Below are 12,908 nucleotides of genomic sequence, written 5' to 3'. Positions count from 1 at the left end.
CATCACACTATGAGCGTGCAACCGAAGCAACGCCTCGATCGTATCGATATCGGCATCCTGAACCAGTTGCAGCAGAACGCGCGCATCACCAACTCGGAGCTGGCGCGCGCCGTCAACCTGTCGCCGACGCCGTGCTTCAATCGCGTGCGTGCGCTCGAAAAAGCGGGGCTGTTCAGGCAGCACGTGACGCTGCTGAGTCCCGAGGCGCTCGGCTTGAGCATCAACGTGTTCATTCAGGTCAGTCTGGAAAAGCAGGTCAAGGACGCGCTCGCCCGCTTCGAACAGGCGATCAGCGAGCGTCCCGAGGTCATGGAGTGCTATCTGATGACGGGCGACGCCGATTATCTGCTGCGCGTCGTTCTGCCGGACGTGGCGGCGCTCGAACGCTTCATTCTCGAACGGCTGACGAAGATGCCGGGTGTGTCGAACATCCGCTCTAGTTTTGCGCTCAAGCAGGTGCGATACAAGACCGCCTTGCCGCTGCCCGCGTCAGGGCTGACGCTGCCGGAGCCCAAGCACGATGAAGACGACTGGACGTGAAGCGCTGTGCGGCGCACCGCGCGGCGGACGATTGAATCGCGCAGAATAGACGCTCCCGTCACTCCCGCAAACGCCAATGACCGAACGCGACCCGCTCCGCGCACCATCGTGGCGCGATGTCCTTCAGCAGACGGAACGCGCGCTCGCCTGCGGCGCACTGCGTCCGTTCGATACCGTCCCGCATGTCATCGACAATGAAGGCGTGCGCTTTCTCGTGCGTCAGGCGGCCAATCTCGCCCGCAAGGACGAAGCCGCGAAACTGGCGGCCAAAACGGCGGCCGATGCGGCCAGCGAATGGCGCGATCCATTCTCTCCGTGCGAGGAGGCGCTGCGCGTCGGCGATATCGGCGAGCGGCACTTTCTCCTGCTCAACAAGTTCAACGTGCTCGCGCATCACCTGCTGATCGTGACGACGGAGTTCGAGCCGCAAGCCGCGCTGCTCGACGCCGGCGACTTCGCGGCGCTCCTCGCGTGCCTGCGCGAGTTCGACGGCCTCGGCTTTTACAACGGCGGCGCCGTCGCCGGATCGAGCCAGCCACACAAGCATCTGCAGATCGTGCCGCTGCCGCTCGACGGTCATCCGGTGCCGATCGAACCGCTCGTCGAAGCCGCTCGCGATACCGCGCCGTATCGCGTGCCGCAGTTTCCGTTTGCGCATGCGGCCGCGTGGCTCGGCGATGCCACGTCGATCGAAGCGGCCGACGCATTCGCGACGTATCGCCGGCTACTGGACGCGATCGGTATCGAACCGTTCGATGTGCTCGGGGCGGCGCATCAATCGGCGCCCTACAACCTGCTCGTCACACGCCGGTGGATGCTCGCCGTTGCGCGCACCGCCGCCGATGTCGATGGCATCGCGGTGAACGCGCTCGGCTTCGCAGGATCGCTTTTCGTGCGTGACGATGCACAGCGCCGCATCGTCGAAACGCTCGGGCCGATGAGCCTGCTCGCGCGGGCATCGCGCCCGGCCTGAGAGCGGCGAGCCCGTCTTGAAAAGCCGTGCGGCGGCCCGCATGTCGGCTCTCATACATTCGGAGTCCGACATGGGAAGCCGTCCTCGATTCATCGATGATCTTGCGCGCGGCTCGCAAGACGCCGCGCCCTCGCAGCCGCTCCAGCCGCTCGACGACGCCGCGCTGCTCGATGCCTATTCGCGCACCGTGATCGGCGCGCTCGAGCGCGTGCAGCAAGCCGTCGTCTTCATTTCAGTGGAACGCGAATATGCCGATGCGCGCGGTGCCCGCCGCGCGGCCGGCGGCACCGGTTCGGGCTTCATCTTCACACCCGACGGCTATTTGCTGACCAATAGCCACGTCGTCCACGGCGCGACGCGCATCACCGTGACACTGGCGGACGGCGCGCGCTTTGATGCCGATCTCGTCGGCGACGATCCCGACAGCGATCTCGCGGTGCTGCGCATCGGTTCGCCCGAGCCGCTGCCGCACGTCGCACTGGGCGATTCGCACAGCCTGCGCGTCGGGCAGATCGCGATTGCCGTCGGCAATCCGCTCGGGCTTGCGCAAACGGTGACGACGGGCGTCGTGTCGGCGCTCGGGCGCTCGCTGCGATCGAACTCCGGCCGCATGATCTACGACGTGATCCAGACCGATGCCGCGCTCAACCCCGGCAACTCGGGCGGGCCGCTCATCAACTCGGCGGGACAGGTCATCGGCGTGAACACCGCGATCATCTCGGGCGCGCAGGCCATTTCCTTCGCCACGGCAATCGATACCGCGAAGTGGGTGATCATGCAGATCTTCGCGCACGGGCGGGTGCGGCGCGCGTACATCGGCGTCGCGGGCACGACTGCGCCCGTTTCGCGGCGCGTGCAGCGCTTTTTCGGGCTGCCGGCCGCGAGCGCGGTGCACGTGATGGAAGTCGTCAAGGGAAGCCCGGCTGCGTCGGGCGGCCTGCGCGCCGGCGATCGCATCGTCGCGGTGGATGACGTCGTCATCGATAGCGTCGACGGTTTGCAGCGCACGCTGGATGCATCGCGGATCGATCGTGCCGTGAAGATCACGGTGCTGCGCGGGTCGCAGAAACAGGACATCGAAGTGACGCCGGTCGAACAGACCGGCTGACGTTTTTCGTCGGCATCACGAAGCACTCAGGCCAGCGCGAACCTGTCAGGCCCACGGTTTGCGCTAAGACGATTGTCTGGTGACTATGTGCGCTAACAGCCGGTCGAAACAGCGACTATCCGGCTTAATAAAGGAGCAGCAGGCGCACGAGCGGGTCACCGTTCGACCGGCCTGCCCTCCGGGGAAGGTCCCAAGGTCCATAGAGAACCAAGCAAAAGGGATTGCCATGACCAAGCACAAGACCAAACTTTCGATGCCGCGCCGTCAGGCGTTCCGCTGCAGCGGCCAGCAACTCGACGCCATCATGCGATTCGCCGAAGAGCGCAAGTTCGACGAACAGCCGCTGCAATGGGTCGTCGCGCAATATTGCCGTTCCCAAGCGAAGGCGGCCTGATTGCAGACTGAGTACCACTGAGCATGACGTCGAATCAGCGCTCCGACAGGATCCGCTGCTTGAGCACCCAGATCGCCGTGGGCACGGCGTAGTACGCACTTACGTTGCCGGTCACGAGCTTGCCGGTGAGTTGCACGCGTGCGTCTTCGGGCAGCTCGGCATCGACGATCTGCACCGTCGATACATTCGATTGCGTCCCCGCGTTCGCGACGCAGAGCGGGCTCGAAAGCGCCAGAACCCATGCGCGGTTCGTGGCGGCGTCGGCCTGACGCGCAGCCTGGCGCGTGACCTTGCCTTCGAGCATCACGATGTCACCGTCGCTGAAGCAGGGCGCCGCCCATGCGGAACTCGCCGCTGCCATAATGAGCAGACACACCCACGCACACGCTTTCGCTGTCATGCGAGCCTCGTAGAAAGCGCATTCGAGTCGACGCGCTGTGGCCTGAAAAGACGCCCACCCACTTTAGGCGATTGCCGATAGGGTCGCAACCCGGACAGACTTCGAAAACGTGCCGCGTCGGGCGTGCGTGCGGGAACGCACGTTGCTGTCTCTTCTGATGATTCCTACACCGCGTACTCATGCGAGCGTCGCGTCGTTCGATCAAGGAAGCGACGCTCGCATCGACGATACGCGCATACACGCGGACGGAGACGACGATGAATCAGGCGACCAATCAGGTGATCGTGGGCGTATTTGCGTCCTATCGCGACGGACACGAGGCGCTGCGCGCGTTGCAACATGCCGGACTTTCACGCGACGACGCGCATCTGTACCGCGCCGGGCCGAACGACGTCGATTTCAACGCCTTTCCGCTACCCTCGCACGAAGAGGACGAGGCGGAATACATCGCACATGGCGAACATCAAGGGGTAATCGGGGCGCACAACCGTTTCGTTTCCCGCGACCCACAGCCGCCACGGCCGCCGGGTCCGACGGAAAACGACGATGCCGTTCGACAGCGCACGCTGCTGGTCATCAGGATCACCGAGCAGATCAAGCCGGGGCCGATCGGCGACATGCTGCATGAACATGGCGCGGTTGCCGTGAAAGATGCAGCGGGCCATTGGCGATTCTCGCCGTACAGGAGCGCGGCGCGCGCGTAAGCCGCAGCGCGGCGCTTGGCTTCAATGCATGCGCCGCTGCGCTCGTTCGTTGCAGGCGGTGTCCGTGTCTGCGGAGGAATCGGCTGCGGTATCCGCCGCTGCGGACGCTTCGTCGGCCTCTTCTCTCGCAAGGCGCATCGCCTCTTGCGCCGACGCAGCCCGCAAGGCCCGACATTGCGCCGATCTCCGAAACATTGCCAGCATACGGACGACTTCGCGTGGTCTCGTTCGCATCGCCGTCTCCTGATGAAGCGTTGAGAAACTACTTTAAGTGTAGGCGGCAAAGGGCGGAAGACAAAGCCCGAATCGCGCATGATCGGATGCAGCATTCACGTTTTTTTTCGCTGATCGCGCCTTTTCTTCGACCTCCCCATGCACCCGCGCAAACGAACCGTCTAGTTAATTTCACCATCGTGACGCTCGCACAACAGCGCGAAAACTACTTTACTGCCGCCTTGCCAGCTGCGTTCGATGTCCGCAGAATGGAAGCAACGGCTTAATTAAAGCCGTTCTTCATTCATGGCAGCGGACGGGCGGACAGTCGATGGCAACCCTGGAAGGCAAAGCGCGATTTCGGATCGATACTGACAACACCGGCGCCGGCATCGCGATCATGGTCCTGACGACCGCCGCCTTCGCCGCCAGCGATTCGACCGTCAAGCTGATCGGCGCCGCTGTCCCGCTCATCGCACTGCTGTGGGTGCGCTACCTCTTCCAGATGATCGTGCTCGGCGTCTGGCAAGCGCGGCGCGGCTCGTTCAGCTTCTTTCGCACCGACAATGCGAAATTGCAAATCGTCCGCGCGCTTCTGCTGCTCACGAACTCTGCCTGCACCTTCGCCGCGCTCCGTTATTTGCCGCTTCCCGTGACGACATCGCTTGCGATGCTCGCGCCGCTCATCTCCACGCTGCTCGCCGCGCTCGTGCTGAAAGACCACGTGCCGCGCAGCAAGTGGGCGATGGTCGTGATCGGCTTCATCGGCATGTTGATGGTGGTGCGGCCGGGCGGAAGCGGATTCACGTGGACCGTGATTTTTCCGGTCGCCTCGGCGACCTCGTTCGCGTGCTTCCAGGTAGTGTCGAGCCATCTGTCGCGTGTCGACGACGCCGCCACGACGAACTTCCTGACCGCGCTCGTCGCGACGGTCGTGCTGTGCGTGGCCGTGTGGGCGGATCAGGCGCAACTGCTGCCGGAAATAGCGCACGTGACTGCCACAAGCTGGATGCTCGTCGCGTTCATGGCGACGATGGCGACCGTCGGCCAGTTGCTGATGCTGCAGGCGTTGCGCCGCGCGCCGCTATCGGTGCTGACGCCCTTCTCCTACGCGCAACTCGCCTTTGCATCGTGCTTTAGCTGGCTGCTCTTCGGACAGGCGCCCGATCTGTGGATGGCGATCGGCATGTGCGTGATCGCGGCGAGCGGTATCGGGACGGTGCTGATGCACGGCCGCAAGGCGGTCGCGGTCTGAGGGCTGCCGCGCGCTGCGCACGGCACAACGCACGCGAGCAGCACATCAGCGCGATGCTTGCGCCGCCTGAGCCTGGCCGGTGCAGAGCCAGTGCACGTCGACATCGAGCGCCCTGGCGATGCGATTAAAAGCGTGGAGCGGCGGGACGGTAATGCCGCGTCGCCAGAATTGCACGTCGTCTTCGCTTACTTCGACCCATTTCGCGGCTTTGGCGGAACTGACGTTCGCGCGCTGCATCGCCCGGTCTAGGCGCGCAGCCATTGCGCGCCGCAGGGAATTATCGTCGTGACTGCGTTCAAGGTGCCCAATGGTCAGGGTATGTCGGCCCATCTGTTTCAACTCTCTCGATTTATATATTTGGCCGTTCAGCGCCGGCTCGATTTGGTCCACGAATCGTACGAAATAACAGTGACGAACGAATGACAGCCCTGTACTTTCGTTGAATCATGCACTTATTGCAGTGCGAGATTTTTCAAGATAGAGAGGACAGCGTCAAGTGGGGATAGACCGGATCTCGTGCCCGCCGCCCTAAGTGTTTACCCGCTGCAAACGTAAAACGCTTTATTGTCAATGGTTTATCGAACGTTCGTACGCGCCGCGCCTCGCTCGGCGGAATCTCAAGCAGGACGCACGGTTGCGTCGCATCCCATTTACTGCCGCCGAACCGAGATTAGACAGAGCAATGCCGCCGCCAAAATAATGCATTAGAAATGGCGATTGACACGCGTGTGACTTTCTCTAAAAATCGATTCTTCGCTGCACCGCAAAATCACCGATTTTCTTAAAGAGGCATTTCAATGGAATCGAGCACGAGCAGTCTTGCGCCGGAGAATCTACTTGCATCGCAGAAGGCAGGATTGGACGTCAGTTTTGGTCTTGCATCGCGCGCGGTCGAAGGCTTTGAAAAGCTCATCGATTTGAATGTGCGCACCTTCAGGACAGCACTCGCGGAGCATCAGGAATACGTGACGAAGGCTTTCTCCGTCCGCGATCCGAAAGAATTCTTCGCACTTCAGAACGCGCGGTTCCAGGCAAACGCCGAGCGCACGCAAGCGTACTGGCAGCAGGTCGCCGACGTTGCGACGGGCGTGCGCGGTGTCTATCTGGAGGCCGCGCAGGATCAGATCGGGAAATCGCAACGCAACGTTCAGGCGTTTGTCGACAGCATCGCGAACGGTGCGCCGGGCAGTAACGCGGTCGTGTCGGCGTGGAAGCAGGTTATCGATACGGCCACGCAGTCCGCGAATTCGGCGTATGAAGCCGCACGCGCCGCTGCGCGCCAGGTCGTCGAAGCCGCACAGGACAATGCCGCGAACGCAGCGAATGCCGCCAGCACCGCCAGTGCAGCGACGCCGCCCGCCGTGCGCGTGGTATCGACGAAGGCTGCGAGCGCAAAGAAGTAAGAACCCGTTACCGTTGAAAGGCCGTCAGCACGAGTTCGTGCGAGCGGCCTATCCACACGGCCGAGTCGCGATGATCGCGCAAGTCATCGCCGGTATTCGGATGCATGAAAATATCCAGCGCGCCGTGATTGACGGCCAGCCATTCGAGCATCGAAGCGAGCCGCTCGCTTCCGAACGCCAACTGAAACGACCATTGCGGATGAGGTCCGACCGGCCGTTCGTGAAAGCGCCCGAGCCGCAACACGCCGCTTTGCACGTCGCTCGCGAACCGCTCCGAGATGAGTCCCCTGAGTTGCCACGCGGCGTCGCGGCTGGCGGCGTCGAAATAGACGTGCGCGTGCCAACTGCTTATCGTGGGCGTTTCCATCGTTTCATCCGTTCGCGCGTGATCGAGACAGCGATCATTCTAGCGAAACGCCGCTAATACGCCCCGCCGCCGCTACCGGACGACGACCGGCTCGACGACGCGCCTGCGCCCTCCGTCTGACACCCCGCGAGCGTTCCACCAAGCAGCGCGACGACTGCCGCGACGATGATTGCGAGCTTCATGTCCGTCTCCGAAAGTTAGCGACGTTCAATAAACGCGTCGTCGGAGCGCAATATTCCGCATGCTAGACTACTGTACATGCGTACAGTTCCAGAGCCCGCCTACACTGTCGCCGTGCGCGCGCTGTGCGAATTCACCGCGAAGCAAGGCGATCTCGACCTTCGCTTCACGCCCACGCCAACCGCACAGGAAGGCGTCGCCGGTCACCTGACCGTGACTGGGCGCAGGCCCGACGGATATCAGAAGGAAATCACGCTGTCGGAAGACTACGGCCCGCTGCGCGTGCGCGGGCGGGCTGACGGCTACGATCCCGCATCGAACCGGCTCGAAGAGATCAAGACGCATCGCGGGAAGCTGGAGTCGATGCCGCAGAACCATCGGCATCTGCATTGGGCGCAGGCGCGCGTCTACGGGCATCTGATGTGCCGCAAGCTCGCGCTGGAATCAATCGACATCGCGCTCGTTTATTTCGACATCGTCGCGCAGACGGAAACCGTGCTCGTCGGGACGCAATCGGCGCTCGCCCTGAAGGAACATTTCGATGCGCAATGCGAGCGGTTCATCGCGTGGGCGGAGCAGGAGGTGCAGCACCGGACGGCGCGCGATGCCTCGCTCACGGCGCTTGCTTTCCCGCACGCCACGTTTCGCCCCGGACAGCGTGCGCTCGCCGAAGGCGTGTATCGCGCGGCCATGTCGGGGCGATGCCTCGTCGCCGAAGCGCCGACGGGCATCGGCAAGACGGTCGGCACGCTCTTTCCTCTGCTGAAGGCGTGGCCCGCGCAGCAGCTCGACAAAATCTTCTTTCTGACCGCCAAAAGCGCAGGCCGCCAGCTCGCACTCGATGCGCTGACGACACTCGGCGCGTCCACGCAACGGCCGCTGCGGGTCATCGAACTGGTGGCGCGCGACAAGGCGTGCGAGTATCCGGACCGCTCGTGTCACGGCGATTCGTGCCCGCTCGCACGCGGCTTCTACGATCGCCTGCCGGCCGCGCGCACCGCTGCGCTGGAACGTGCGCAGCTGCATCGCGCGTCGATTGCGGAAGTGGCGCGGGAGCACGCCGTCTGTCCGTACTATCTGAGCCAGGAATTGTCGCGCTGGGGCGACGTGATCGTCGGCGACTACAACTATTACTTCGATACCAGCGCGATGCTGTTTGCGCTGGCGGAAGCGAATCGCTGGCGCGTGGCCGTGCTCGTCGACGAAGCGCATAACCTTGTCGATCGTGCGCGCGGCATGTATTCCGCGACGCTCGATCAAGCCACGTTCAACGCCATGCGCCGCACCGCGCCGCCGGCGTTCAAGCGCACGCTGGCTCGCGTGGCGCGTGCTTTCAGCGACACGAGCCGCGAGCAGAGCGCGGCGGGCATCGAATACGCGGCGCACGACGATCCGCCCGCCAAACTTCTGAACGTGCTGGGCCAAGCGGTATCGGCGATGACTGAAACGCTTGCCGAGCAGCCCGACGTTTTCACACCGGATGTCCTGCGCTTCTATTTCGACGCCGTGCAGTTCACGCGCATCGCGGAGCGGTTCGGCTCGCATTCGCTGTTCGACATCGCGCTTTCTGGCAAGCGCAACGCCGTGTTCTGCCTGCGCAACGTGATTCCCGCGCCGCATCTCGCGCCACGCTTTGCGCGCGCCCACAGCGTCGCGCTGTTTTCCGCGACGCTCACGCCCGCGCACTTTTACGCCGACATGCTCGGCCTGCCCGCGACGACCGTGCGCATCGACGTCGATTCGCCTTTCACAGTGGACCAGCTCGACGTGCGCGCGATCGCGAACGTATCGACGCGTTTTCGGGATCGCGAGCGCTCCGTGGACCGCATCGCCGATCTGATCGCCGGGCAATACGCGCGCGCGCCGGGCAACTATCTGAGCTTTTTCAGCAGCTTCGACTATCTGACGCAAGTCGCATCGGCAGTGGCGGAGCGGCATCCGTCGATACCCTGCTGGCAGCAGTCCCGCGCGATGAGCGAGGCCGCACAACAGGCGTTTCTAGCGCGCTTCGAGCCCGATGGGCGCGGCATTGGCTTCGCGGTGCTGGGCGGTGCGTTCGGCGAGGCGATCGATCTGCCGGGCACGCGGCTGATCGGCGCGTTCGTCGCGACGCTCGGGCTGCCGCAACTGAACCCCGTCAACGAACACATGAAAGCGCGCATGCACGATGCCTTCGGTGAAGGCTACGCGTACACGTATCTGTTTCCGGGCTTGCAGAAGGTGGTGCAGGCGGCGGGGCGCGTCATTCGCGGACCGCAAGATCGCGGCGTCCTGTTCCTGATCGACGATCGTTTCGCCCGCGCCGAAGTGCGGCGGCTCCTGCCCGCCTGGTGGAACGTGAACATCGTTCGCGAGCGCGAGACGGCGGGCACTCTCCTTGCTGAATAACGGCACCCCAAAAGCCTGCCGCGCGAGAAGCCCAGGCCACACATAAGGAGAAGCCATGTCCACCACCGATCAACCGCTGCGGCAACCGGAAGCGGGCGACGCGCTCGAAATCCTCACCGCCGATCATCGCGCTGTCGAACAGCTTTTCGACGCGTTCGACCGTGCGCCGAAAGACGATCTCGAGCGCAAGTCGACGCTCGTGCAGCGCGCGTGCGAACTGCTGACGATTCACGCGATCGTCGAAGAGGAACTGCTCTACCCCGCCGCCCGCGAGGCGTTCGGCAAGGACGACGAGAAGATCGATGTCGAAGAAGCGTACGTCGAGCACTTTCTCGTGAAGACGCTGATCGAGAAGTTCACGCAGTTGCGCGCCGGCGACGAAGGCTTCGATGCGACTTTCCGCGTGCTGAAGGAAAACGTCACGCATCACGTCGAAGAAGAGGAAACCGAACTCTTCAAGGAAATTCGCAAGGCCGGGGTCGACCTCGTCAAGCTGGGCGAGAAGATCGAAGCGCGCAAGACCGAGTTGCAGAACCGCATCACCGAAGTCGCGACCGCGACGACGCACTGAATCACACCGCAAGATCCGGAGCGTGTGAGCCGCGCTTTTGCCGCACAGTGACGGCGAGACTCACACATCGGCCGGAGCATCCATGAAAGCGACTGGAAACGCGCTCGCATACGATGCAGGCGCGGATATCGTCGAACGCGTCGATGCGCTCGACTGGACGGATATGGAAACGCAACTCGGCTTGCAAGGCTCGGCCGTTGCGCCGGGCTTGTTGTCCAGCGAGGAATGCGCGGCGCTCGCGTCCTCGTATGACGACGACGCCCTGTTCCGCAGCCGCATCGTGATGGAGCGGCATAGCTTCGGGGGCGGTGAATACAAGTACTTCTCTTACCCGCTACCCGCGCTGATCGACGACGTGCGCGGCGCGGCGTACGCGCATCTCGCGCCGATTGCGAATCGCTGGAACGAAGCGATGCACATCGACGTGCGCTTTCCGCAGGATCATGCGGCCTTCATCGAGCGATGCCACCGCGCGGGACAAACGCGCCCGACGCCGCTTCTTCTTCGCTACGTCCCCGGCGACTTCAACTGCCTGCATCAGGACTTATACGGCGAGCACGTTTTTCCGATTCAGATGGCGATTCTGCTTTCCGCGCCCGGACGCGAGTTCACCGGCGGCGAATTCGTGATGACGGAACAGCGCCCGCGCATGCAGTCCCGCGTGGAAGTGGTGCCCCTGGCGCAAGGCGACGCGGTGTTCTTCGCGGTGCATCAGCGGCCCGTGAACGGCACGCGCGGGGTGTATCGCGTGAACATGCGGCATGGCGTCAGCCGCCTGCGCGCTGGCCGGCGGCACATGCTCGGCGTGATCTTCCACGACGCGCGCTGACGCTTACTCGTTTTCTTCGAAGTAATGCCCGAAGCGCGTCTGCTTCGTCTTGATGTAGCGTTCGTTTTCCTCGCGCATCGGGATGGCGAGCGCCACTCGCTCGCTCACCGGAATGTCATGGCGCAGCAGCGTATCGAACTTCGACGGGTTATTGCTCATCAGCCGCACGGACCGGACGTTCATCGCGCGCAGGATGGCGGCCGCTGAGTCGTATTCGCGGGCGTCGTCGGGCAGGCCGAGGTGCAGGTTCGCGTCGACGGTATCGAGGCCCTGCTCCTGCAGCGCATAAGCGCGAATCTTGTTTGCGAGGCCGATGCCGCGCCCTTCATGCCCGCGCAGATAGAGCAGAATGCCGCGGTTTTCGGCGGCGATATAGCGCAGCGCCAGATCGAGTTGCTCGCCGCAATCGCAGCGATATGAGCCAAACACATCGCCGGTCACGCATTCGGAATGCAGCCGCGTGAGCACCGAGTCGCCGTTGCTCACGTCGCCCATCACGAACGCGATGTGCTCGACATCCGTTTCCTTCACGCGATAGACATACGAGCCGAAGGTGCCATAACGCGTCGGAATAGTCGCGGTGGCGACCAGTTCGACGTCCGCGCATTCGGCGCATTCGCCGAAGCGGTGATCAGTGTCCTGCACGGCAAGCGTTGGAGAAACGGTTTTCATAGTGAATCAGCGAGTCCATGACGCCGGGTGCGACCCGGCACGTCATGGTAAAGCCCATCGGGAAAGTTTGCAGATTGTCGCACGGCGCGCGTCCGCTTTACCCGTTGCCCCGCTGATGGCCGCGATTCACGCCGGGTTCTCGAAGGTGCCGGGACTGTTGTCCGTCGCGCGCCATTCGGGCTTGCGCACCGGATCGGCCTTCTGCAGCGCCGCGCGCAGTGCGGCGGCGTCGAGATCGGCGGTATAGACGGGCGTGGCCGGCTGCTGACGCCAGGAGTCGTCGATCTCGCCGGCATCGACCGCATCGAAGCCGATTTCGTCGATCAGTTTCATCACGACGCTCTTCGCGCGAGGATCGTCGCCCGCGACCGGCAGCGCGATGCGCCCCGCCGCGCCCGCCGGCTTGCCGTTCTCGCGCAGATGCGCCGCGTAGATATTGTTGAACGCCTTCACGACAGGACGCCCGATCTGCTGCTCGACCCAGCGGCTTTCCGGCATGCCCTTCTCGATCGGCTCGATCCGTCCGTCGCGCTGCTGCGGATAGTAGTTGCCGGTGTCGATCACCACGACGTTCGCCGGCACGCCCGCGAACAGGTCCTTTGGCAAGCCGGGCACTTTGGCTTCCGGAATGGTCACGACGACGACTTCCGCGCCCTTCACCGCGTCGCGCGCCTCGACGGCGACCGCGCCGGTCGTCCGCTCGACGTCGCGCAGCGAGTCCGGCCCGCGTGAGTTCGCGATGCTGACGTCGTGCCCGGACTGCGTGAAGCGTTCAGCGAGAACCTGTCCAATGTTGCCTGCTCCAATAATGCCGATCTTCATGAAACCCTCCGTGAATTAAATGCCTACCTGACTACGCAAGCGTAGTGCCGCCTCAGGGAAAACGCGACGAATCGACGCCATAGCCTGGA

16 protein-coding genes are annotated in these 12,908 nt (G+C 63.5%); 10 read left to right on the top strand and 6 right to left on the bottom strand.

The window, feature by feature from the left end; all coding sequences use genetic code 11:
• Nucleotides 1-9: 9 nt before the first annotated feature.
• The 4 genes from AB6804_RS10755 (at nucleotide 10) to AB6804_RS10740 (ending at nucleotide 3,015) form a co-directional block, all read left to right on the top strand.
• Nucleotides 10-540 carry an Lrp/AsnC family transcriptional regulator gene (locus AB6804_RS10755; RefSeq protein WP_035964730.1) on the top strand — a complete coding sequence of 177 codons (531 nt, stop codon included), beginning with the start codon at nucleotides 10-12 and terminating at the stop codon, nucleotides 538-540.
• 76 nt (nucleotides 541-616) lie between these two features.
• Nucleotides 617-1,513 (top strand): DUF4922 domain-containing protein, encoded by an 897-nt coding sequence (locus AB6804_RS10750; protein ID WP_370886444.1) that lies wholly within the window; start codon nucleotides 617-619, stop codon nucleotides 1,511-1,513.
• A gap of 70 nt (nucleotides 1,514-1,583) precedes the next feature.
• Nucleotides 1,584-2,621: a S1C family serine protease gene (locus AB6804_RS10745; RefSeq protein WP_370886443.1), complete on the top strand. Its 1,038-nt coding sequence runs from the start codon at nucleotides 1,584-1,586 to the stop codon at nucleotides 2,619-2,621.
• Nucleotides 2,622-2,847: 226 nt separating this feature from the next.
• Nucleotides 2,848-3,015 (top strand): hypothetical protein, encoded by a 168-nt coding sequence (locus tag AB6804_RS10740; protein ID WP_160174734.1) that lies wholly within the window; start codon nucleotides 2,848-2,850, stop codon nucleotides 3,013-3,015.
• A 34-nt stretch (nucleotides 3,016-3,049) separates the two neighbouring features.
• On the opposite strand, the gene AB6804_RS10735 is transcribed toward AB6804_RS10740, so the two are convergent.
• Nucleotides 3,050-3,415, bottom strand: a complete 366-nt coding sequence (locus AB6804_RS10735) for a hypothetical protein (RefSeq protein WP_370886442.1) — start codon at nucleotides 3,413-3,415, stop codon at nucleotides 3,050-3,052.
• A 179-nt stretch (nucleotides 3,416-3,594) separates the two neighbouring features.
• Between AB6804_RS10735 and AB6804_RS10730 the strand changes: the two genes are divergently transcribed.
• Complete coding sequence (locus AB6804_RS10730) at nucleotides 3,595-4,119, top strand: hypothetical protein (RefSeq protein ID WP_370886441.1); 525 nt, start codon at nucleotides 3,595-3,597, stop codon at nucleotides 4,117-4,119.
• Between the two features lie 544 nt (nucleotides 4,120-4,663).
• A complete protein-coding gene (locus tag AB6804_RS10725) occupies nucleotides 4,664-5,587 on the top strand; it encodes a DMT family transporter (RefSeq protein WP_370886440.1) in 924 nt (307 codons plus the stop codon).
• Nucleotides 5,588-5,632: 45 nt separating this feature from the next.
• Here AB6804_RS10725 and AB6804_RS10720 read toward each other — a convergent pair whose 3' ends face one another.
• Nucleotides 5,633-5,977: a helix-turn-helix domain-containing protein gene (locus AB6804_RS10720; protein ID WP_370886439.1), complete on the bottom strand. Its 345-nt coding sequence runs from the start codon at nucleotides 5,975-5,977 to the stop codon at nucleotides 5,633-5,635.
• 407 nt (nucleotides 5,978-6,384) lie between these two features.
• Between AB6804_RS10720 and AB6804_RS10715 the strand changes: the two genes are divergently transcribed.
• Complete coding sequence (locus AB6804_RS10715; protein ID WP_370886438.1) at nucleotides 6,385-6,990, top strand: phasin family protein; 606 nt, start codon at nucleotides 6,385-6,387, stop codon at nucleotides 6,988-6,990.
• A gap of 7 nt (nucleotides 6,991-6,997) precedes the next feature.
• On the opposite strand, the gene AB6804_RS10710 is transcribed toward AB6804_RS10715, so the two are convergent.
• Both AB6804_RS10710 and AB6804_RS10705 read right to left on the bottom strand, forming a co-directional pair.
• Complete coding sequence (locus tag AB6804_RS10710) at nucleotides 6,998-7,357, bottom strand: DOPA 4,5-dioxygenase family protein (protein ID WP_370886437.1); 360 nt, start codon at nucleotides 7,355-7,357, stop codon at nucleotides 6,998-7,000.
• 53 nt (nucleotides 7,358-7,410) lie between these two features.
• Nucleotides 7,411-7,539: a hypothetical protein gene (locus AB6804_RS10705; RefSeq protein WP_370886436.1), complete on the bottom strand. Its 129-nt coding sequence runs from the start codon at nucleotides 7,537-7,539 to the stop codon at nucleotides 7,411-7,413.
• Between the two features lie 76 nt (nucleotides 7,540-7,615).
• Between AB6804_RS10705 and AB6804_RS10700 the strand changes: the two genes are divergently transcribed.
• From AB6804_RS10700 to AB6804_RS10690, 3 genes are all read left to right on the top strand, one after another.
• Complete coding sequence (locus AB6804_RS10700) at nucleotides 7,616-9,925, top strand: ATP-dependent DNA helicase (RefSeq protein WP_370886435.1); 2,310 nt, start codon at nucleotides 7,616-7,618, stop codon at nucleotides 9,923-9,925.
• A 55-nt stretch (nucleotides 9,926-9,980) separates the two neighbouring features.
• Complete coding sequence (locus AB6804_RS10695) at nucleotides 9,981-10,496, top strand: hemerythrin domain-containing protein (RefSeq protein WP_370886434.1); 516 nt, start codon at nucleotides 9,981-9,983, stop codon at nucleotides 10,494-10,496.
• Between the two features lie 82 nt (nucleotides 10,497-10,578).
• Complete coding sequence (locus AB6804_RS10690; protein WP_370886433.1) at nucleotides 10,579-11,325, top strand: 2OG-Fe(II) oxygenase; 747 nt, start codon at nucleotides 10,579-10,581, stop codon at nucleotides 11,323-11,325.
• Between the two features lie 3 nt (nucleotides 11,326-11,328).
• Here the strand turns inward: AB6804_RS10690 and ribA are convergent, their stop codons facing one another.
• Together ribA and AB6804_RS10680 are read right to left on the bottom strand one after the other, a co-directional pair.
• Nucleotides 11,329-11,997: a GTP cyclohydrolase II gene (gene ribA / locus AB6804_RS10685; protein WP_035964806.1), complete on the bottom strand. Its 669-nt coding sequence runs from the start codon at nucleotides 11,995-11,997 to the stop codon at nucleotides 11,329-11,331.
• A gap of 126 nt (nucleotides 11,998-12,123) precedes the next feature.
• Nucleotides 12,124-12,819: an NADPH-dependent F420 reductase gene (locus AB6804_RS10680; RefSeq protein WP_370886432.1), complete on the bottom strand. Its 696-nt coding sequence runs from the start codon at nucleotides 12,817-12,819 to the stop codon at nucleotides 12,124-12,126.
• Between the last annotated feature and the right edge of the window lie 89 nt (nucleotides 12,820-12,908).

Origin of the sequence: Caballeronia sp. RCC_10, assembly GCF_041360715.1 — a bacterium.
Taxonomy (GTDB): Bacteria; Pseudomonadota; Gammaproteobacteria; order Burkholderiales; family Burkholderiaceae; genus Caballeronia; species Caballeronia grimmiae.
This window is presented reverse-complemented; position numbering and strand designations above follow the sequence as displayed.